This is a genomic window from Nonomuraea sp. NPDC052129 (genome assembly GCF_040680095.1).
In the GTDB taxonomy this organism is placed as follows: domain Bacteria; phylum Actinomycetota; class Actinomycetes; order Streptosporangiales; family Streptosporangiaceae; genus Nonomuraea.
On record NZ_JBFAVX010000007.1, the window covers coordinates 15,186 to 35,546 of the forward strand.

Genomic DNA, 20,361 nt, shown 5'->3' on the forward strand with positions numbered 1-20,361 from the left:
GGACGTGCCTTGCGTGAGCGGGGTACGACCGCTGACAGGACTTGGCGCCTGCGCCCCCTTTTGGGGGTGCGGGCGGACAACGAGACACGAGAGCTCCTGCGCGGCGCGGCGACGCGCCCGGGAGCTGACGGGAGAGCGCCCGCATGCTCGAGAACGAGCCCAACGGCGGGGCCAACGGCCCCGGCGGGGAGACAACTGAACAGTCCAAGGTGACAAAGCGTCGCCGTGCCGCGAGCCGGCCGGCGGGACCGCCGCCCGAGCTGCCAGAGGAGCCGTCGCCCACGGTCACGACCACGGTCGCGGCCGCTACGGCCGAGCCCGCGAGCCCGGTCGAGCCGACGAGCCCGGTTGAGGCCGCTGTGGCGCAGGCCATGGATGACGCTGTGGCGCAGGCCGCCGACACCGTCACTGAGGAGAAGCCCAAGAGGGCGGCGAGGACGCGGTCGACGGCCACGACGACGCGCCGCCGTACCAGCAAGAAGGCCGCGGACGAGGCGCCGGAGAGCGCGCAGGACACCAGCGGTGGGGTCCCCGAGAGCGTGACCGGCCCCGGCGGTGAGGCCGTGAGCACCCGGGAGGCGGCTGAGGGGGGCGAGCAGGCGGTCGAGGCCGCCCCGGCCAAGCGTCGCCGCACCCGCAAGAAGACAGAGCCTGAGGCGGCCGCTGAGAGCGTCGAGACGGCTCCGGGACGGTCCGCCGAGGTCGCGGCGGGCGTCGGTGAGGTGGCCGCCGAGCGGCTCGGCAGCGCCGACGCCGAAGAGGACGTCACCGAGCTCCTGCCCGAGGACGAGCCGCTGGACGACGAGCCCGCCGGCGAGGACCTCGACGAGGTCGACCGGCCGAGCCTGCTCGCCGACCCGTTCGGCCTGTCCGCGCGGGCGCAGAGCCAGCAGGGAACCGCGTTCCAGCGCCCCGCCGCCATCTTCGCGCCGCTGTTCCAGGCCCCGGACCCGACCCAGGCCAAGCCCGCCGCGACCCGGCGCCCCGAGCCGCAGCCGCAACCGCAGCCCGAGCAGGCGGCCCCGGAGCCCGAGGAGGCCGCGGAGACGGTCACCGACGAGGAGGCCGACACCGCCGACGAGCAGGAGGAAGAGGGCGGCAGCCGCCGTCGCCGCCGCCGTCGTGGCGGCAGGGGCCGTGGCAAGGCGCGCGAGCGTGACGACGCCGACGACGAGTCCGACGAGTCCGACGACGAACAGGACGACGAGCCTCAGGAAGAAGAGGCGTCCAGTTCCCGTCGCCGTCGCCGTCGCAGGCGCCGTGGTGCCGACGACGGCGCCGAGCCTGCCGGGGACGACCCGCCCAACACCGTCGTACGCATCCGCGCGCCCCGCACGGGCCGCGCCGCCGGGCATGACATCTCCGCCGACGGCGTCACGAGCGTGCGCGGCTCCACCAGGCTCGAGGCCAAGAAGCAGCGCCGTCGTGAGGGCCGCGAGCTGGGCCGCAGGCGTCCGCCGATCATCACCGAGTCGGAGTTCCTGGCTCGGCGCGAGTCGGTCGACCGGATGATGGTGGTGCGCCGCCAGGGCGACCGCACCCAGATCGCGGTGCTGGAGGATGGCGTGCTCGTCGAGCACTACGTCAACCGCGAGGCCAGCCAGTCCTACGTCGGCAACGTCTACCTCGGCAAGGTCCAGAACGTGCTGCCGTCGATGGAGGCCGCCTTCGTCGACATCGGCAAGGGCCGCAACGCCGTCCTGTACGCCGGTGAGGTCAACTTCGACACCGCGGGCCTGGAAGGTCAGCCCAAGCGCATCGAGGCGGCGCTGAAGTCCGGCCAGTCAGTGCTGGTGCAGGTCACCAAGGACCCGATCGGCCACAAGGGCGCCCGCCTGACCTCACAGATCAGCCTGCCGGGCCGCTACCTCGTGTACGTGCCCGACGGCTCGATGACCGGCATCAGCCGCAAGCTGCCCGACAAGGAGCGCACGCGGCTCAAGAGCATCCTGAAGAAGGTCATGCCCGAGAACGCCGGCGTGATCGTGCGCACGGCCGCGGAGGGCGCTTCCGAGGACGAGCTGGCCCGCGACGTGGCCCGCCTGTCGGCGCAGTGGGAGAACATCCAGAAGAAGGCCAAGTCGGCCAGCCCGCCCGAGCTGCTCTCGGCCGAGCCGGACCTGACCGTCCGCGTGGTCCGCGACGTCTTCAACGAGGACTTCACCTCGCTGGTCGTGCAGGGCGAGGAGGCGTGGGAGACGGTCGAGGAATACGTCAAGTATGTCGCGCCGCACCTCGGCGAGCGCCTGTCCAAGTGGGACACCGAGCAGGGCGATGTGTTCGAGTCCTACCGGATCGACGAGCAGCTCGGCAAGGCGATGGAGCGGAAGGTCTGGCTGCCCAGCGGCGGCTCGCTGGTGATCGACCGTACCGAGGCGATGAGCGTCGTCGACGTCAACACCGGCAAGTTCACCGGGCAGGGCGGCAACCTCGAAGAGACCGTCACCCGCAACAACCTGGAGGCGGCCGAGGAGATCGTCCGCCAGCTCAGGCTCCGCGACATCGGCGGCATCATCGTGATCGACTTCATCGACATGGTGCTGGAGTCCAACCGCGACCTGGTGCTGCGGCGGCTGCTCGAATGCCTGGCGCGCGACAGGACCAAGCACCAGGTGGCTGAGGTCACCTCGCTGGGTCTGGTCCAGATGACGCGTAAGCGGGTCGGTCAGGGCCTCCTGGAGGCCTTCTCCACGCCGTGTGACTGCTGCAACGGGCGTGGTCTGATCGTCTCCACCGAGCCGGTCGAGTCCAAGCCGGAGCCACGCGGCACTCAGGGCAAGATGGCCATCGAGAAGGCGGTCTCGGACAAGGTGTCCGCGGCCAAGGACTCCGGTAGCCGTGATACCGTGACCGATGCGCTTGAAGACGTCCCGGCTGAGGACGACCAGGCGGGCCAGACTTCCGGCAGAGGGCGGCGACGCTCTCGCCGAGCCAAGTCAGCCGAGTAGCCAGGCGCTCCCGCAAGGGAGCGCTCCTCGGCGGACTGCCCCGACGATCCGTCCGGTTCGACCAGGGCACCGTTAATCCGGTACTCTTGAGAATCGGTGCGTCCAGCGGCGCGCCCTGTTCGCGCGCCTACTCGGTTCGTCGGTTCCAGACAGCACCGAATGCCGGGCGCAGCATTCAGAAGTCAGTAGAAGGGTTCCGCGGTGTACGCGATCGTTCGTTGCGGCGGCAGGCAGCAGAAGGTCTCCGTCGGTGACGTCCTCGAGGTGGACAAGGTCGCCGGCGAGGTCGGCACTTCGGTTTCGCTGCCGACGGTCCTCGTCGTCAACGACGGCGATGTGACCACGGAGGCGGGCAAGTTCCTGGTGAGCGCCGAGATCCTCGGTGAGACCAAGGGACCGAAGATCCGCATCCTGAAGTACAAGAACAAGACCGGTTACAAGAAGCGCCAGGGTCACCGTCAGCGGTACACCCAGGTGAAGATCACCGGTATCGACCAGGCCTGATCGGGGAGTTAGAGAGATGGCACACAAGAAGGGCGCGTCGTCCACCCGGAACGGCCGTGACTCCAACGCCCAGCGCCTGGGCGTCAAGCGCTTCGGCGGCCAGCTGGTCAACGCGGGCGAGATCATCGTCCGGCAGCGTGGCACCCACTTCCACCCCGGCGACAACGTCGGCCGCGGCGGCGACGACACGCTGTTCGCGCTGGCCGCCGGCCACGTGCAGTTCGGTCTCAAGCGCGGTCGCCGCGCGGTGAGCATCGTTCCGGTGGCGGAGTAGATTCTCAGAGTTTCCTGCTCAGGGGCGGATCGGGTTCTCGATCCGTCCCTGAGTGCGTTTTTCACGACTTTTTGGTGTACGGCTCAGCGCGGTGGGCCCCACCCGCCGTGCGGGGCCGGGGCCCGTCCAGGGGCACGCTCCTCCGGTGGACGTGGTCGCGCGCCGTGACGTGCGCATTCTTGGCCCCGGTCCGTGGACTGGGTTATGTGACGGGCCTTGATCGGCCTAGGAGGAGGGGCCGGGATGGCTGACTTTGTGGACCAAGTGGTGCTGCACCTCAAGGCGGGTGACGGCGGCAACGGCTGCGCGTCCGTGCACCGGGAGAAGTTCAAGCCGCTCGGCGGGCCCGACGGCGGCAACGGCGGGCGCGGCGGCGCGGTGATCCTTGAGGTGAGCCCCAACACCGCCACACTGCTCGAATACCACCACCGGCCGCATCGCAAGGCCGACAACGGCAAGCAGGGCCAGGGGTCCAACCGCGACGGGGCCAATGGCGGGGACGTCATCCTTCCGGTGCCCAATGGGACGGTCGTCAAGAACGCCGCCACCGGTGAGGTGCTCATCGACCTGGTGGGCGTCGGCACCCGCTACGTGATCGCCGAAGGCGGTTTCGGCGGGCTCGGCAACGCGGCGCTGGCCAGCACCAAGCGCAAGGCGCCCGGGTTCGCGCTGCTCGGGGAGCCGGGGGACGCGCTCGACGTCATGCTGGAGCTCAAGAGCGTCGCCGACGTGGCGCTCGTCGGCTTCCCCAGTGCCGGGAAGTCGTCGCTGATCGCGGCCCTGTCCGCGGCCCGGCCGAAGATCGCCGACTATCCGTTCACCACCCTGATCCCCAACCTGGGCGTGGTGACCGCGGGCGAGACCATCTTCACCGTCGCCGACGTGCCGGGGCTGATCCCGGGGGCGTCGCAGGGCAAGGGGCTCGGGCACGAGTTCCTGCGCCACGTCGAGCGGTGCGACATGCTCATCCACGTCATCGACTGCGCCACCATGGAGCCGGGACGCGACCCGATCAGCGACTACGAGGTGATCGAGGCCGAGCTGGAGGCCTACGGCAAGCTCGAAGACCGGCCCCGCATGGTCGTGCTGAACAAGGCAGACGTGCCGGACGCCCGGGAGCTGGCCGATCTGGTCAAGGGCGAGTTCGAGGAGCGGGGGCTGCGGGTCTTCACCATCTCGGCCGCCACCCATGACGGGCTGCGGGAGCTGACGTTCGCGATGGGCGAATGGGTGGCCGCGGCCAGGGCCGCCAAGCCCGTCGAGGAGCCCACGCGGCTGGTGCTCAGGCCCAAGCAGCTCGGCGAGGCCGGGTTCAGCGTCCGCCGGGTCAACGACAACCTCTTCCAGGTCACCGGCGAGAAGCCGGAGCGCTGGATCAGGCAGACCGACTTCAGCAACGACGAGGCCGTCGGTTACCTGGCCGACCGGCTGGAGCGGCTCGGCATCGAGGATCAGCTGGTCAAGGCCGGTGCCACTGCGGGCGCGGAGGTCGTCATCGGGCCGATGGAGGGTGGCTACGTCTTCGACTGGCAGCCCACGCTCAACGCCGAGTCCGTACGGCAGGGGCCGCGCGGCACCGACAACCGGTTCTAGCGGCGCCCGACCCCTGCTTCCCTTCCCAAGCGGCCTGGCCCCCGGCGGCATCCCGGTCCTCGGGTGGCTGCCGCGGGCGGGGGCACCGGCCGGGAGGTCGGGTCGCCGGTCTCCGATAGGCTTCGAACGTGCGGGAACAGATCAGCTCAGCGTCGAAGGTCGTCGTCAAGGTCGGCTCTTCGTCGCTCACCACCCCCCAAGGCATGATCGACGTCGACCGGGTCGATGCCCTGGTCGACGTGCTGGCCGCCCGCCGCCGCGCCGGGACCCAGCTGGTCCTGGTCTCCTCGGGAGCGATCGCGGCGGGCCTGGGCCCGCTGGGGCTGACCGCGCGCCCCCGCGACCTCGCCACCCAGCAGGCCGCCGCCTCCGTCGGCCAGGGCGTGCTCGTCGCCCGCTACACCTCCTCCTTCGCCCGCTACGGCCTGCGCGTCGGGCAGGTGCTGCTGACGGCCGACGACATGATGCGCCGCGCCCACCACGCCAACGCCCAGCGCACTCTCAACCGGCTGCTGGAGCTCGGCATCGTGCCGATCGTCAACGAGAACGACACCGTCGCCACCGACGAGATCCGCTTCGGCGACAACGACCGGCTGGCGGCTCTGGTCGCCCATCTCATCCACAGCGACGCGCTGGTCCTGCTCTCCGACGTCGACGCACTCTACGACGGGCCGCCGAGCCGCAGCGGGTCCCGGCGGCTGGCCGAGATCCGCGGCCCCGAAGACCTGGTCGGCGTCGAGCTCGGCAAGAACGGCGCGGCGGTCGGCACCGGCGGCATGGTCACCAAGGTGCAGGCGGCCAGGATCGCCACCGGCGCCGGCGTGCCGGTCGTGCTGACCGCGGCCGCGCACGCCGCTCAGGCGCTGGCCGGGTCCGATGTCGGGACCTATTTCCACCCTGGCGGCCGTCACCCCGGCACCCGGTTGCTCTGGCTCGCCCACGCGACCACCGGACGCGGGCGGCTGCTGCTCGACGACGGCGCGGTGGAGGCCATCGTGGCCAGGCGCAAGTCGTTGCTGCCCGCCGGGGTCACCTCGGTGGAGGGCGACTTCGCGGCCGGCGACCCGGTGGACCTGTGCGGGCCGCGTGGCGGGGTGGTGGCGCGCGGGCTGGTCAACTTCGACGCGGGGGAGATCCCGGGACTGCTCGGCCGCTCGACGCGAGACCTGGGCAACGAGCTCGGTCCCGCATACGAGCGCGAGCTGATCCACCGCGACGACATCGTCATACTGGAAGCCCACAACTAGACAGCCGGAAACCGGCAGCCCACAACCAGGCCACCGGTCACCGGCCACCGAAAGCAACCAGACCACCGGTCACCGGAAGCCCGCAACGAGGCGGCCGGAGACCGGAAGCCACAACTAGGCAGGCAGCCGGCTCTCCGGCCGTCGGCAGAGGAGCGTGTGATGTCCGAGGAGTTCTTGAAGGTCGCCCGCGCGGCGCGAGAGGCCGCCGCCGAGCTGGCCCCGCTGCCGCGGGCGCCCAAGGACCGGGCGTTGCGCGCCGTCGCCGACGCCCTCGTCGCCCACACCACCGAGATCGTCGAGGCCAACGCCAAGGACGTCGCGCAGGCGCGGGAGCAGGGCACGCCGGAGGCCATGATCGACCGGCTGCGCCTCGACGGGCCCAGGATCGAGGCCATCGCCGAGGCCGTACGCCAGGTGGCCGACCTGCCCGACCCCGTCGGCGAGGTGATCCGGGGCAGCACGCTGCCCAACGGCCTGGAGTTGCGCCAGCTCAGGGTGCCGCTGGGCGTGATCGGCATCATCTACGAGGGCCGCCCCAACGTCACCGTCGACGCCGCCGCGCTCTGCCTCAAGAGCGGCAACGCGGCCCTGCTCAGGGGCTCCTCCAGCGCCTACGCCTCCAACACCGTGCTGGTGCGGGTGATGCAGGACGCGCTGGAGAGCACCGAGGTGCCCTCCGGGGCGGTGCAGCTGGTGCCGGGCCTGACGCGCGACTCCGTCAAGGAGTTGATGCGGGCCCGCGGCCTGGTCGACGTGCTGATCCCGCGCGGCGGCGCGTCGTTGATCAACTCGGTGGTCGAGGAGTCGACGCTCCCGGTGATCGAGACCGGCGTCGGCAACTGCCACGTCTACATCGACGCCGACGCCGATCTGGATCTGGCCGTCGACATCCTGGTCAACGCCAAGGCGCAGCGGCCGTCGGTGTGCAACGCGGCCGAGACGTTCCTGGTCCACGCCGGGGTGGCCGACGAGTTCGTGCCCCGGGCGCTCCAGGCGCTCAAGGACGCGGGCGTGACCGTGCACGGCGACGACCGGATCGCCGCCTACGGCGAGGTGGAGCCGGCCACCGAGGACGACTTCCTCGCCGAATACCTCTCGCTCGACATCGCCGCCGCCGTCGTCGGTTCGCTGGAGGAGGCCGTCGCCCACATCAGGCGCTACGGCTCGGGCCACACCGACGCCATCGTCACCCGGTCGCAGCAGGCGGCGCGCAGGTTCGTGTCGCTGGTCGACTCGGCGGCCGTCGCGGTCAACGCCTCCACCCGGTTCACCGACGGCGGCGAGTTCGGCTTCGGCGCGGAGATCGGCATCTCCACCCAGAAGCTGCACGCGCGCGGCCCGATGGGACTGCCCGAGCTGACGTCCACCAAATGGGTCTATACCGGCGAAGGGCATCTGCGTACATCAGCAGGCACGGTCATCCCAAGGTCAGGCGCCTGACGGGGTTGGGCAGCGGTGGCGTGTCGGCGTGACCGGTCGGCGGAGGAGCTCGGTTGACTGGTCCACATGGAGATCGTCATCGCCTTGGCCTTCGCGGCCGTGGTGCTGGTCGGCGCGGATCGGCTGCTGCTCTGGATGGAGAACCGCGGCCACATCCACTGGCGCAGGAAGGGCAGGAAGGACCTGTCGGCGGAGCTTACGACAGAGCTCGACAGCATGCTGTCCGAGCAACCCCGCCGATAAAGCTTCGGCGCGCCGCACGCGCTATCAGGCGTCCCAGCGCTAGGGTGTTGACCCTTATGGGCGCGCCGGGCGGGGAGGGACGGTGACCAAGCTCGGCAAGGTCGGGCCGTACACCCTGCTCGAGAGGCTCGGTCGGGGCGGCATGGGCGAGGTCTATCTCGCCAGCTCCCGCCGGGGCGAGCGGGTCGCCCTCAAGGTCCTGCACGACCTGGCAGAAGACAACTCCATGCGGGTCAGGCTCGAACGCGAGGTCCGGGCGCTGCGCCGGGTCGAGAGCCCGTACGTGGCCAAGGTGCTGGACGCCGATCTCTCGTGCGACCGGCCGTACCTCGTCATGGAGAACATCGAGGGCGCCACGCTGCTCGACATGGTGCGCCACAGCGGCCCGCTCAACATGGCACAGCTGGTGGAGCTGGCGCAGGGCATCGCCACCGCACTCGCGATCATCCACGCGGCCGGTGTGGTGCATCGCGACCTCAAGCCCGCGAACATCATCATGGGCGCCGAGGGCCCGGTCCTCATCGACTTCGGCATCGCGCAGGTGGTGGACGCCACCCGCCTCACCCTGACCGGCACCTTCCTCGGCACACCCGGCTACACCGCGCCCGAGATCTTCGCCGACGAGCACGTCGACTCGCCCGCCGACATTCACGCGTGGGCGGCGACGGTGGCGTTCGCGGCGACCGGACGGCCGACGTTCGGGCGGGGGACGGCCGAGGCGCAGATGTACGCGGTGCTCAACGGGCAGGCCGACCTCAAGGGCGTGCCGGTGGCGCTGCTGTCGCTGGTGCGGGCCGCGCTGAACCGGGAGCCGGGCAAGCGACCGACGGCCGCGCTGCTCGCCGACCGCCTGTCACGGCTGGCCAAGGCGACCAGCCCTGCCGAGCCCGATACCGCCCGCGCCGTGCCCGCGGCCGAGGAGGGCGTCGCGGTGCGTGGCCGGGCCGGTGAAGAGGCCAAGCCGCGCGGTCGTACGGCGGAGGAGGCGAAAGTCCGCAGCCGCACGGCGGAGGAGGCCAAGCCGCGAAGCCGGACCGGTGAGGAGGCCAAGCCGCGCGGCCGGGCGGTGGACGACGGGAAGGTGCCCGCGCCGCGGACGCGGACGAACCCGGATGGGAAGGTCCCGATGCCGCGCGGCCGTACGAGTGCGGACGGGAAGGTGCCCGCACCCCGGGGCCGTACGAGTACGGACGGAAAGGGCACGGGGCCACGGCTCCGCACAGGCGAGGGCGTCAAGGCCACACCCGTACGGAGCCGCACGAAGGCCGTGACCGGGAAACCCCGGACGCCGGGCACGCGCAACACCGGACTCAGGTCGGAGTCGGGCTCCACCACGCTGCCCGCGGGCAACGCCGCGCTGTTGCTGCTCGCGGTGCTGGCCGTGCCCTGTGTGGTGGCGTCGGTGATCTGGCCGATCGCGACGATCGGGATCACGGCCGCGTTCGTACTGCTGACCAGGACGCTCTGGATGAGCCACTGGATGGTCAGGAAGCGCGTCTCGCGCCGGGTCAGGGTGACCCTGCGCGTGGTGCTCTTCCCGTTCGCTTTCACCGGTGCGACCGCGACCGCCGTGGTGTGGCCGGGCGTGCCCGTCGCGGTGGCGGCGGGTGGCGCGCTCTGGCTGATCGGCGGCGGCCAGATAGATGCCGACTGGTGGCAGCAGCCCGCGCCGGTCACCGCCGCGGGTGTCGTGTTCGGGATGCTCTGTGGCGGCATCACCGGACGCGAGATCGAGCGGGTCGGCGCTCATCTGCCGGACCTGCGCAGGGAAGGGCTGCGCGCACTGGCCGTGCTGGGCGGGTTCGTCGCCCTGTGCGCGGCGGCGGTGCGCGCTATCGCGCTGCTTCTGTGACCGGCTGTGGGTTAGCCCTGGCCGCCGTCGCGGCGGGAGAAGCGGTTGAAGATGCGCTCGCCCGCGTTGACCGCGCCCTCTGCCACGTCGCGCAGTACGCCGATGAACGGATCCTGCGACTGGGACCACGACGCGCGGTAGGACTCGGCTGCGGCCTTGATCTCGTCGGTGACCCGGGCGCTGGCGTCGTCTTCCCTGCGCGGGTAGTCGCCGCCGAGGATGCGCTCGTACTCGCCGCCGCGGTGCCACTTGTCGAGCTCGGCCACGCGCACCACGGCGAACGGGTGGGTGGTGCCGAGCAGGTTGAGCACCTTGAGGAAGCCGTCGCGCAGGTCGCCCGCGGTGTCGTATTCCTGGTATTGCTCCAGGAACGCCTCGATGTTCATTTCGTGGGTGTAGGCGCCGCCGGCCAGTTTCATCAGCGCGCGCTTGGCCGCGTCCGGGTCCTGGCCGGTGAGCAGGCCGCCGCGGTCGGAGGAGAGCTCCGACTTGCGGTACCACTCCTCCAGGCCCGCGACGATCGCGCGCAGGCCGATGTAGCCGAGCGGGATCCAGGCCACGCGGGTGGCCAGGCGGGTGAGGATGTCGAGCATCGTCCGATAGACGGCGTGGCCCGACAGGATGTGCGAGGTCTCGTGACCGATGACGAAGCGCTGCTCCTCCTCGTTCATGAGGTTGAGCAGGCCGGTGGTCACCACGATGAACGGGTCGTCGAAACCGATGGCCTTGGCCTGGACCTGCGGATCCTGCTGGACGTAGATCTCGGGGATCCGGTGCAGGTCGAGGACGTAGGCGGCGTCGCGGCCCATGTCGTAGAGGGAGCGGAACTGGGTCTCGCTCACACGTACGGCCGACGCCAGGTACATCAGGCGCAGGCGGCGCTCGCTGATGAGGCCGGACATCTGCTTGAGAACCGTGTCGAACCCACTCAACTTACGCAGAGCGACCAGCGCGGACCGGTCTGCGGGGTGTTCGTAGGCACGAGACGAGATGCCGGGCAATTGGACGCGGTTGCGGTCCGGGGTGGTCGTCATGCCCGGCATGCTACGTCGGCAGCCGGGACGGCGCGCGTTCATCACCTGGGTTCGTGACGGGGTTGGTGACCGCTTTGGTCAGCGGGGGGTGCCATGTGGGTGTCGGATAGTCGACGCGTAGGGTCCTTTCATGATGAACGCGCCGAGTGTCCAGGGAAAGCGACGCGTGGGAGTGATGGGTGGGACGTTCGACCCGATTCACCACGGTCACCTGGTCGCCGCCAGCGAAGTGGCTCACCACTTCAATCTCGACGAGGTCGTCTTCGTGCCCACGGGCCGGCCGTACCAGAAGTCGGAGCGCGAGGTGTCCGCGCCCGAGGACCGCTATCTGATGACCGTGATCGCGACCGCGTCGAACCCCCGCTTCTCGGTGAGCCGGGTGGACGTCGACCGGCCCGGGCCCACCTTCACCATCGACACGTTGCGTGAGATCTCCGCGATCTACGGACCTGACGCACAGCTCTACTTCATCACCGGAGCCGACGCCCTCGGCGCGATCCTCAGCTGGCAGGACGCCGAGGAGCTGTTCGAACTCGCCCATTTCGTGGGGTGTACGCGGCCCGGCCACACGCTGCACGATCCGGGCCTGCCCCCGGGGAAGGTGACCTTGCTGGAGATCCCCGCCCTGGCGATCTCCTCGTCGGAGTGCAGGCAGCGGGTGGAGAAGGGCGAGCCGATCTGGTACCTGGTGCCGGATGGAATCGTGCAGTACATCAACAAACGCGGCCTTTACCACGCAGAGGGGTGAAGGTGCTCGTGCCATACGTGGGGCTGCGGAGCCGTAACGGGTACCCTCAACATAGGGGCATGTTGCCGACACAGGAGGACCGACCCGCATCGTGACCGCATCCGAAAGAGCCGTCCAGCTCGTCCAGATCGCCGCCGAGGCCGCGGCCGACAAGCTGGCCGATGACATTCTCGCCTACGACGTGAGCGAGCAACTCGTCATCACCGACGCGTTCCTGCTCTGCTCCGCCACGAACGACCGCCAGGTCCGCGCCATCGTCGACGAGATCGAAGACAGGCTGCGCATCGAGGCCGACGCCAAGCCGGTACGCCGCGAGGGTGAGCGCGAGGGCCGTTGGGTCCTCCTCGACTACCTCGACATCGTCGTACACGTGCAGCACGAGGAGGACCGCACCTTCTACGCGCTGGAGCGCCTCTGGAAGGACTGCCCGGCCATCCCGCTCCCGGAGAGCGTGGCGCAGGCCAACATCCAGCGGGCTCGCACTTGAGCAAGAGGATCGTCTGCCTCAGGCATGGCCAGACACTGTGGAACGTCGAGCATCGCTTCCAAGGCCACTCCGACATCCCGCTCGACGAGACCGGTGTCGCCCAGGCGGCCAGGGCCGCGTCCCTGCTCGCCTCGCTGCGGCCAACCGTCATCGTCTCCTCCGACCTCCAGCGAGCCAACGACACCGCCCTGGCGCTCGGCCGGATCGTCGGTCTCGAGGTCTCCGTCGACAAGGACCTCCGCGAACGCGGCGGAGGTCAGTGGGAGGGCCTGACCCGCGACGAGATCGCCGCCCGCTGGCCGGAGGAGTACGTGGCCTGGGAGGCCCCCGACGGCGAACCGGTCGCCGACGTGGCCGGCCGGGTGGCGGCCGCCATGCGCCGCTGGGCGGACCGGCTCGACGACGACGGCCTGCTGGTCGTGGCCTCGCACGGCGCGGCGCTGCGGCTGGGCATCTGCGAGCTGCTGGGGCTGCCCGAGGAGCTCTGGCCGGCGCTGGGCGGGCTCGGCAACTGCTCCTGGTCGATGTTGCAGGAGGGGCGTAAGGGGTGGCGGTTGCTCGAACACAACGCGGGCACGCTGCCTGAGCCGGTCAACAGCGACGACCGTCCGGACGCCTAGCCCCGCCTGGCCCTCGGTCTGCTGCGTCGAGCCCAGGTCGTGTCGCGTCGGCCCGAGTCCTGCTGCGTGGGCGGATTCTTCCGGCGATAGCGGATTTGTAGCTCTAGTGCGGGTGGCAGAGGGGATGTGGTGTTATTTCGTCTTAGTGCGCTAGGGCGATGAGGAGACTTCGCGGTGGACCGAGGTGAGGTGCCTTACCTCCGGATCGTCGGCGAACTGCGGCGGCGGATCGCCGCAGGGGAGCTGGCGGTGGGGGACAGGATCCCGTCCACCCGGCAGATCATGCGTGACTGGGGAGTGGCGATGGCCACGGCCAGCAAGGTGATCGGCGTGCTTCGGGACGAAGGGCTGGTACGCCCGGTGCCCGGGATCGGCACCGTGGTGGTCTACCGGGTTGACGCTCTGCCCAAGGCGGCTGACAGCGGTGGGGAGTTGGAGTCTGCCCCTGCGGACCTGACCGAGCAGCGCGTTCTCGGCGTGGCCATCAAGATCGCTGACAGTGAAGGGCTCGCCGCCGCCTCCATGGACCGGCTCGCCACCGAGCTCGGTGCTCCGGTCCTGTCGCTTCATCGGCACGTACGGAGCACGGACGAGCTCGTACACCTGATGGCGGACGCCGCCTACGGCGAGATTCCGCTGCCCGCACAGCCGCCGCCCGGTTGGCGCGCCCAGCTGGAGGTGTCGCTGCGGCTTCAATGGCGCCTCCACCGCCGCCATCCCTGGCTGTCCCAGGCCATCCCGCTCACCAGGCCAGAGTTCGTCCGCAACGCGATGACGCACACCGAATGGATCCTGCGCGCCCTCGACGGCCTCGGCCTCACCCCCAACGCCATGCTGCACGCCAGTGTGTCGCTGGCCGGGTTCGTACGAGGAGTCGCGGCGGACCCGGAGGCCGACGATGAAGCGGCGGTCAGGGAGGGGCAGCTGGCCGAGGCGCTCTCCTCCGGCGGCTTCCCGACCATGGCCAGGGTGATCGTGCAGCCCGGACTCGACCTCGACCTGGACTCGCTCTTCGAGTTCGGGCTGCGGCGCCAGCTGGACGGGCTGGCCGTACTGGTGGCCGGCGCGGCGCACGGACGGCGCGATTAGGCGAATCCCACCGATGGCTATATGCTCTCGGAGCGCCGTAACGAGCCAGCTCGTCACGGTGACCAGGGGCTATAGCGCAGCTGGTAGCGCACCTCCATGGCATGGAGGGGGTCTGGGGTTCGAATCCCCATAGCTCCACGCTCGTCGGCGGGGTTGGTTTGGTCGCTCGCCGCCCTTTGGGCGGCTCGCTCCCCTCGGCCTCCTCATTGTTTACCCCGGGGGATAACCCCCGGACCCCCAGCGTCGGGCCAATCGGCTTCGCCTCTTCTTGGCGCTTCGCGCTTGGGGGCTTCAGGCGGTTTCTTCCAGTCGGGCCTGGTCCCGACCCCTGCAGGGCCTTCGCTTCGCTCGGGCGGTCTTATTTAGGCGCTTCGCCTGCTTGTGGCCATTTGTTGCCTGGGAATCGTTGGGAGGGCTGCTGATGACGTTCCGCAGAGCCGTGTACTTTCTCACCCGCTCAGCCCTGTTCGCCTACGTAGGAAACGCACAACGGGATCGTTGATCCACTGCTGCGTGGGACATCACCCGGGGGAGCCATGCTCGACATAGCAAGCGCGTCTCCGGATGTCGTGGGAACGATTTCCCACCTCGTGGTCAGCGGCGGGCCTCGGCTACCCGGATCACCGGAACCCGAATGAAGCAGTCGGTGGTCACGGCGGCGAGCAGGTCCCCGTCGTTCGCTCCCGGCCGGGCTGCCCGGTAGAGCTCGATCGTCCCGTCGGGCCCACCGTAGGCGCCCACGACCGCGGAGAGGATGCGCTCGTCGGCGAGGTCGATCATGCCGGTGGGGACGAGGCCGATCCGGGTGTCGTCGCGGTTCCACCCGGCCAGGAGGCGTACGCCGCTGGCGGCGCCCCTTCTCAGCGCGGCGCCCTCCGGGTCGTCGTTGTCTTTCGGGCAGGTCGGCCCGTAATCGGTAGCGCCGCGCTCACCCTCCCACCCCACGGGCGGCTCGGGAGGCCGCATGCGGCGCGCCCCGAAGGGCGGGGCGGCGTACGGGATCCCGAGGAACGCCGCCACTCCCACGAGGTCGAGCATCACAAGCTCCGGGCCTGGGTGTCTTGGACGAACGTTTCGTTCTGTGGTCAGCGCCAGGCCCTTGCACGTTGTTATCCATATGTGTAAATTTATACGCATGGATAAGAATCCGTGGAATCTGGTCCGGACGCTCTTCGTCGCCGTGCTCGTCATCTCGATCGCGACGCTCGGCGTGGCCGCCGTCATTGGTGGCAACTGGGTGGTGTGGCTGCGCGGCGCCGCCGTGGCCGCCGCCTCCGTCTGGCTCGTGGCCCTGGCCGGGCAGGCCGCACGCGGCAAGCGATCGGCCTACCTGCGCATCCGCTTCATCAGCTTCGCCGCGCCCATCGGAATCGTGCTCATCCTCCTCGCGCCGGACAGCGGCTATCCCATCTGGATGAAGGCGGAGCAGGGGGTGGTCGGCGTCCTGGTCGCCGCCGTCGCGGTCATCGTCAATCGTCGTGCCGTACGTGAGGCGTACCCGAAGCGTGGCAAGCTGGGGTGATATGCAGACCTCCGGAACGCGGCGCGAGGCCACCGAGGCCCGCAAAGCCCAGATCGCCTCCGCCACCATCGCCGTGCTCGCCGAGCGCGGCTATGCGGAGACCACGTTCGAGGCCATTTGCGAGCATGCCGGGCTGAGCAGCAAGAGGCTGATCTCCTACCACTTCTCCAACAAGGAGCAGCTTTTCGAGGCTGTTGTGAGTCAGGTCATCACCGACGCGGCCGCCTTCATGCGTCCGACGCTGCAGGCCGCCTCCGGAGCCGGTGCGCAGTTGGAGGCATTCATCCGGGCCAACATCGCCTTCATCGCCGCCCATCCCGAACACGTGCGCGCGGTGCAGCAGATCGCGCACAACCAGGCGCTCGCGAGTGACCACGACCGGGACGCCGCGATCGCCAGGCTGGTGGCGTTGTTCACGGACGGGCAGCGTACGGGGGCTTTCCGGGCGTTCGACAGTGTGCTGATGAGTACGGCCCTGCGTGCGTCGATCGACGCGATGGCCGACCGGATCGTCGAGGGCCTCGACCCGGACCACTGCGCTAATGAACTCGTCGAGATATTCGGCCGGGCAACAAGAGCTGAATTTTAAAGGCCTGTTGTTATGCGGGTTCTCGGGTGCGGGTCGCCTATGCAGGGCCGCGGCGTGGGCGGGCTGCCGGGATTTTCCTCGTTATAAGCGGCGACACGCCCATTTCATAAGAGCTGCTGTCGTATCACCGCTCGCTCCAGAAGTAACCGGTCCGGCCCATAGCATTCCTCACTGAGTCGATGATCTTGACGGCTTGTTCGCGTGGGGTACTGCGACCGGGGGTGGCACATGTCGGAGCGTGAGAAGAAGGCCCTGAGGAGGCGTCGGCTGCCCTGGGCTGGGCTGGTCGTCGCCATCGTGGCCGGCCTGGTGTGCGGGCCAGGGGGCGGATCCGGTGCGGAGGCGCGCACGGCCCGCGCGGGTACGGCCTCGGCAGGCGTGCCCGCCGCGAAGGCCGCTGCGGCTACGGGCCGTGCGGAACCGGCGCGGAGCGCGTCGGACTTCGCGGCCCAGGTCGCGAAAGGCACCCGCCGGCAGGCTCGGGAGACCCGCTCGGGAGAGCCGGTCGGCGGCAGGAGAGCCGCCGCTGTCTGCCCGCCGACCTCCGTCATCTGCATAGAGAACAACAAGCCGGGCAACCCCGCCAGCGAATGGGATATCTCGGGAGCGGGCAGCAGCACCATCCAGGGCTTCGCGACGCAGATGAGCGTCAATCACGGGGAGACCGTGCTGTTCAAGGTCGACACCGTGGCGACCGATTATCGCCTCGACATCTACCGCATCGGTTATTACGGCGGAATGGGAGCGCGAAAGATAACGACGGTCCAGCCGTCCGCCCCTCTGCCCCAGTCGCAACCCCTGTGCGCGGAGGACACGTCGACCGGGCTCGTCGACTGCGGGAACTGGGCGGTGTCGGCCTCCTGGGCGGTGCCCAGCGACGCCGTCTCCGGGGTCTATATCGCGAAACTGGTCCGGGAGGACGGAACGACCGGTGCCAGCCACATCATTTTCGTGGTCCGGGACGACACCAGGGGCTCGGACGTTCTTGTGCAGACCTCCGACACGACCTGGCAGGCCTACAACAGGTACGGCGGTAACAGCCTCTACTTCGGTAATCCCGTGGGCCGCGCCTACAAGGTGAGTTACAACCGCCCGTTCAAGACGCGCGACCCCTTCTCCATGGACGCCCCGGAGACCTTCTTCTTCAACGCCGAATACCCCATGGTCCGATGGCTTGAGGCCAACGGATATGACGTGAGTTATTTCAGCGGCGTGGACAGCGCCACCCGCGGTCAGGAACTGCTGGAGCACAAGGCGTTCCTCTCCGTCGGGCATGACGAGTACTGGTCGAACCAGATGCGCAACACCGTGGAGACCGCCCGCGACGGCGGCGTGAACGTGGCTTTCTTCTCCGGCAACGAGATCTTCTGGAAGACCAGATGGGAGGCGAGCATCGCCGGTGCGATGGCGCCGTTCCGGACGATCGTCTGTTACAAGGAGACGCACGCCAACGCCAAGATCGACCCCAGTCCGGAATGGACCGGGACGTGGCGCGATCCGCGCTTCTCGCCGCCGTCGGACGGAGGCAGGCCGGAGAACCGCGTGAGCGAAACCTTCTTCAGGATCAACGGCACCGTCAATGACGCGATGACCGTTCCGGCGGTGTACGGGCCGCTGCGGTTCTGGCGCAACACGTCCGTGGCAAGCCTGCAACCTGGGCAGACCGCGACGTTCCCGGCGGGAACGCTCGGCTTCGAATGGGACGAGTCCCCGGACAACGACTTCACGCCGCCGGGGACGGTGCGGCTCTCCCAGACGACGCTGTCCTCGACCAACAAATACCTGCTCGACTTCGGTAGCACCTACGGTGCTGGGACCGCGACGCATAATCTGGCGTTCTCCAAGGCGCCGAGTGGCGCGCTGGTCTTCGGCGCCGGCACAGTCCAGTGGGCGTGGGGCCTGGACAGCGTCCATGACCGGGCGGGCACCCCCACAGATGTCCGGATGCAACAGGCGACAGTCAACATCCTGGCCGACATGAAGGCCCAGCCGGTCAGCCTCCAACCGGGGCTGGTACCGGCGACGGCGTCGACCGACACCATCCGTCCGACCTCGACGGTCACGGCTCCGGCGGCCGGCGAGAACGTACCGCCTGGAACCATCCAGGTTCAGGGAACGGCCGCCGACACCGGCGGCGGCGTGGTGGGCGCCGTGGAGGTGTCGGTTGACGGCGGCGCCACCTGGCGCCAGGCGACGGGCCGGGCCACCTGGCAGTACGCATGGACGATCCAAGGCAGTGGCGCCAAGACGATCATGGTGAGGGCGATCGACGACAGCGGCAACATCCAGTCGCCCGTCACGACGAGGACGGTCAACTCGACCACGGACTGCCCCTGCAGCCTCTGGACGTCGTCCACGGTGCCCTCCGTGCCCGCGGCCGATGACACGAGCCCGGTCGAAGTCGGGGTGAAGTTCCAGACCTCGACGGCGGGCACCATCTCGGCGCTCAGGTTCTACAAGGGCTCGGGCAACACCGGCACCCACGTCGGGAGCCTGTGGACCAGCGGCGGCCAGTTGCTGGGGAGGGCGACGTTCACCGGGGAGACGGCGACCGGCTGGCAGCAGGTGAACTTCGCGACCCCGGTCTCGGTGAGCGCCAACACCACCTACGTGGCCTCGTACTTCGCGCCCAACGGTGGGTACGCCAGAGACGTCTCGTACTTCTCGAGCGCGGTCGTGCGCGGTCCTCTCACCGCGCCGGACAGTGCGAGCAGCGGCGGCAACGGCGTCTACACCTACTCGGGGAGCAGCATCTTCCCCAACAAGACCTTCTCGGCGACCAACTACTGGGTGGACGTCGTCTTCAACACCTCCGGCCCGACGCCCACGCCCACTCCGACGCCCACGCCCACTCCGACGCCCACGCCCACGCCGACTCCCACACCGACGCCGACGCCGACGAACAGCCTGTGGCCTGACTCGTCGGTGCCGGCGGTGCCGGCAGCGGACGATCCGGTGGCCGTCGCGCTGGGCGTGAAGTTCAGGGCGACGACGGGCGGGCGGATCCTGGGGGTCCGGTTCTACAAGGGGGCGCAGAACACCGGGCCCCATAGCGGGTACTTGTGGACCAGCGCTGGGCAGTTGCTGGCGTCCGGGACGTTCACCAACGAGACGGCGAGCGGCTGGCAGCGGATGGACTTCGCCACGCCTGTCACGATCGCCGCCAACACCACCTACGTGGTCTCGTACTTCACGAACTCGGGGAACTACGCGGTGGACAGGCAGTATTTCGCCACCCAGTACACCAACGGTCCGCTCCTCGCTCTGGCCAGCGGCGCGAGCGGAGGCAACGGCGTGTACCGGTATGGCGCGACGAACGGCTTCCCGACGAAGAGCTACCAGGCCAGCAACTACTGGGTGGACGTGGTGTTCGCCGCCGGCACGGGGTAGTCGGCGGGGTCAAGGCGCTGGAGGCGGACGGACGCGGACCGGTGGAGTGAGCCGGTCCCGTCCGGGCTGCCGCCGACGCACCGATGAGTTTTCGGCCGAACCTCCGTCTCATCAGAACAACCATGATGGATGGAGGTACGTCGTGAGCAAGCTGCTGTATTCGTGCACCATGTCGCTGGACGGGTTCATCGCGGGGGCCGGCGGTGACATGTCCTGGCTGACCGAGCACATCGGGCCCAACCCGCTGGTGGACGAGGTCATCGGCAAGATCGGTGCCCTGCTCGTCGGCAACCGCACCTTCCGCGGCGACGATCCGCACAGGGGCACCGACAAGGAGGGCAAGCCGTTCGGCGGGGGATGGAGCGGACCGCAGTTCGTGCTCACCCACCACGCGCCGGACACGCCGGTGCCGGGTGTCACCTTCGTCGGGGACCTGGACGGCGCCGTCGCCGCCGCCAAGGCCGCCGCGGGCGACAAGTACGTCAACGTCCTCGGCGCCGACACCGCCCGGCAGTGCCTCGAGGCCGGTGTGCTCGACGAGATCCTCGTGTTCATCGCGCCCGTCCTGCTCGGCGACGGGGTCCGGCTGTTCGACCGGCCGGGCGGGGCCGACGTCAAGCTCGAACGCCTGAGCCTGACCAGCGCGCCGCAGGCGACGAACCTCTGGTTCCGCGTCCTGTGAGGCCAACGTTCCATTCTTACCGGAGGCGAAAAGAAGTTTCTAGGCCAACCTCGGCGGAGAAAATTTTTTCCTGATACATCTTGACCTTGGTCTTCATCA

The 20,361-nt window shown here is 69.4% G+C and carries 18 protein-coding genes and 1 tRNA gene; 17 read left to right on the plus strand and 2 right to left on the minus strand.

Annotated elements, in window-relative coordinates:
* The first annotated feature begins 143 nt into the window (after positions 1 to 143).
* From AB0L53_RS18015 to AB0L53_RS18050, 8 genes are all read left to right on the plus strand, one after another.
* The gene (locus AB0L53_RS18015; protein ID WP_363994614.1) at positions 144 to 2,948 is read left to right on the plus strand and encodes an Rne/Rng family ribonuclease; all 2,805 of its coding nucleotides are present in this window, start codon (positions 144 to 146) and stop codon (positions 2,946 to 2,948) included.
* Between the two features lie 201 nt (positions 2,949 to 3,149).
* Entirely contained in the window at positions 3,150 to 3,452 is a 303-nt protein-coding gene (gene rplU / locus AB0L53_RS18020; RefSeq protein ID WP_357939795.1) for a 50S ribosomal protein L21, read from the plus strand.
* A 16-nt stretch (positions 3,453 to 3,468) separates the two neighbouring features.
* Positions 3,469 to 3,726, plus strand: coding sequence for a 50S ribosomal protein L27 (gene rpmA, locus AB0L53_RS18025; protein WP_090773491.1), 258 nt, complete (start codon positions 3,469 to 3,471; stop codon positions 3,724 to 3,726).
* A 243-nt stretch (positions 3,727 to 3,969) separates the two neighbouring features.
* Complete coding sequence (gene obgE / locus AB0L53_RS18030) at positions 3,970 to 5,319, plus strand: GTPase ObgE (protein WP_358557324.1); 1,350 nt, start codon at positions 3,970 to 3,972, stop codon at positions 5,317 to 5,319.
* Positions 5,320 to 5,447: 128 nt separating this feature from the next.
* Positions 5,448 to 6,566 (plus strand): glutamate 5-kinase, encoded by a 1,119-nt coding sequence (proB, locus tag AB0L53_RS18035; RefSeq protein ID WP_363994618.1) that lies wholly within the window; start codon positions 5,448 to 5,450, stop codon positions 6,564 to 6,566.
* A gap of 159 nt (positions 6,567 to 6,725) precedes the next feature.
* Positions 6,726 to 8,006 (plus strand): glutamate-5-semialdehyde dehydrogenase, encoded by a 1,281-nt coding sequence (locus tag AB0L53_RS18040; RefSeq protein WP_363994620.1) that lies wholly within the window; start codon positions 6,726 to 6,728, stop codon positions 8,004 to 8,006.
* 66 nt (positions 8,007 to 8,072) lie between these two features.
* Entirely contained in the window at positions 8,073 to 8,249 is a 177-nt protein-coding gene (locus AB0L53_RS18045) for a hypothetical protein (RefSeq protein ID WP_363994623.1), read from the plus strand.
* Between the two features lie 82 nt (positions 8,250 to 8,331).
* Positions 8,332 to 10,101 (plus strand): protein kinase, encoded by a 1,770-nt coding sequence (locus AB0L53_RS18050; RefSeq protein WP_363994626.1) that lies wholly within the window; start codon positions 8,332 to 8,334, stop codon positions 10,099 to 10,101.
* Positions 10,102 to 10,112: 11 nt separating this feature from the next.
* Here AB0L53_RS18050 and AB0L53_RS18055 read toward each other — a convergent pair whose 3' ends face one another.
* On the minus strand, positions 10,113 to 11,144 hold the full coding sequence (locus tag AB0L53_RS18055) for a M48 family metallopeptidase (protein ID WP_225302586.1): 1,032 nt from the start codon (positions 11,142 to 11,144) through the stop codon (positions 10,113 to 10,115).
* Positions 11,145 to 11,265: 121 nt separating this feature from the next.
* Here AB0L53_RS18055 and nadD point away from each other — a divergent pair, with 121 nt between their 5' ends.
* From nadD to AB0L53_RS18080, 5 genes are all read left to right on the plus strand, one after another.
* Entirely contained in the window at positions 11,266 to 11,883 is a 618-nt protein-coding gene (gene nadD, locus AB0L53_RS18060) for a nicotinate-nucleotide adenylyltransferase (RefSeq protein WP_363994629.1), read from the plus strand.
* A 91-nt stretch (positions 11,884 to 11,974) separates the two neighbouring features.
* Positions 11,975 to 12,370: a ribosome silencing factor gene (rsfS, locus tag AB0L53_RS18065; RefSeq protein ID WP_357648089.1), complete on the plus strand. Its 396-nt coding sequence runs from the start codon at positions 11,975 to 11,977 to the stop codon at positions 12,368 to 12,370.
* Positions 12,367 to 12,990, plus strand: coding sequence for a histidine phosphatase family protein (locus AB0L53_RS18070; RefSeq protein ID WP_363994632.1), 624 nt, complete (start codon positions 12,367 to 12,369; stop codon positions 12,988 to 12,990). The genes rsfS and AB0L53_RS18070 overlap by 4 nt, the downstream gene beginning before the upstream one ends.
* 174 nt (positions 12,991 to 13,164) lie before the next feature.
* Entirely contained in the window at positions 13,165 to 14,079 is a 915-nt protein-coding gene (locus tag AB0L53_RS18075; RefSeq protein WP_363994635.1) for a TetR/AcrR family transcriptional regulator C-terminal domain-containing protein, read from the plus strand.
* 65 nt (positions 14,080 to 14,144) lie between these two features.
* Positions 14,145 to 14,217 (plus strand) — tRNA-Ala (locus tag AB0L53_RS18080).
* Positions 14,218 to 14,673: 456 nt separating this feature from the next.
* On the opposite strand, the gene AB0L53_RS18085 is transcribed toward AB0L53_RS18080, so the two are convergent.
* Positions 14,674 to 15,117 (minus strand): carboxylesterase family protein, encoded by a 444-nt coding sequence (locus AB0L53_RS18085; RefSeq protein WP_363994638.1) that lies wholly within the window; start codon positions 15,115 to 15,117, stop codon positions 14,674 to 14,676.
* 97 nt (positions 15,118 to 15,214) lie between these two features.
* Between AB0L53_RS18085 and AB0L53_RS18090 the strand changes: the two genes are divergently transcribed.
* The 4 genes from AB0L53_RS18090 to AB0L53_RS18105 all read left to right on the plus strand — a co-directional run bounded on the left by AB0L53_RS18090 (position 15,215) and on the right by AB0L53_RS18105 (position 20,262).
* On the plus strand, positions 15,215 to 15,601 hold the full coding sequence (locus AB0L53_RS18090) for a hypothetical protein (protein ID WP_363994641.1): 387 nt from the start codon (positions 15,215 to 15,217) through the stop codon (positions 15,599 to 15,601).
* A complete protein-coding gene (locus AB0L53_RS18095) occupies positions 15,585 to 16,190 on the plus strand; it encodes a helix-turn-helix domain-containing protein (protein WP_363994644.1) in 606 nt (201 codons plus the stop codon). The genes AB0L53_RS18090 and AB0L53_RS18095 overlap by 17 nt, the downstream gene beginning before the upstream one ends.
* 228 nt (positions 16,191 to 16,418) lie before the next feature.
* Positions 16,419 to 19,580: a DUF4082 domain-containing protein gene (locus AB0L53_RS18100; RefSeq protein WP_363994647.1), complete on the plus strand. Its 3,162-nt coding sequence runs from the start codon at positions 16,419 to 16,421 to the stop codon at positions 19,578 to 19,580.
* 142 nt (positions 19,581 to 19,722) lie between these two features.
* A complete protein-coding gene (locus tag AB0L53_RS18105; RefSeq protein WP_363994650.1) occupies positions 19,723 to 20,262 on the plus strand; it encodes a dihydrofolate reductase family protein in 540 nt (179 codons plus the stop codon).
* The last annotated feature ends 99 nt before the right edge of the window (positions 20,263 to 20,361 follow it).

Coding starts and splice junctions, on each gene's coding strand:
- AB0L53_RS18015 (WP_363994614.1), top strand. CDS start 144: ATGCTCGAGAACGAGCCCAACGGCGGGGCCAACGGCCCCGGCGGGGAG.
- rpmA (WP_090773491.1), top strand. CDS start 3,469: ATGGCACACAAGAAGGGCGCGTCGTCCACCCGGAACGGCCGTGACTCC.
- obgE (WP_358557324.1), top strand. CDS start 3,970: ATGGCTGACTTTGTGGACCAAGTGGTGCTGCACCTCAAGGCGGGTGAC.
- AB0L53_RS18040 (WP_363994620.1), top strand. CDS start 6,726: ATGTCCGAGGAGTTCTTGAAGGTCGCCCGCGCGGCGCGAGAGGCCGCC.
- AB0L53_RS18045 (WP_363994623.1), top strand. CDS start 8,073: ATGGAGATCGTCATCGCCTTGGCCTTCGCGGCCGTGGTGCTGGTCGGC.
- AB0L53_RS18055 (WP_225302586.1), bottom strand. CDS start 11,144: ATGCCGGGCATGACGACCACCCCGGACCGCAACCGCGTCCAATTGCCC.
- nadD (WP_363994629.1), top strand. CDS start 11,266: ATGATGAACGCGCCGAGTGTCCAGGGAAAGCGACGCGTGGGAGTGATG.
- AB0L53_RS18085 (WP_363994638.1), bottom strand. CDS start 15,117: ATGCTCGACCTCGTGGGAGTGGCGGCGTTCCTCGGGATCCCGTACGCC.
- AB0L53_RS18090 (WP_363994641.1), top strand. CDS start 15,215: ATGGATAAGAATCCGTGGAATCTGGTCCGGACGCTCTTCGTCGCCGTG.
- AB0L53_RS18100 (WP_363994647.1), top strand. CDS start 16,419: ATGTCGGAGCGTGAGAAGAAGGCCCTGAGGAGGCGTCGGCTGCCCTGG.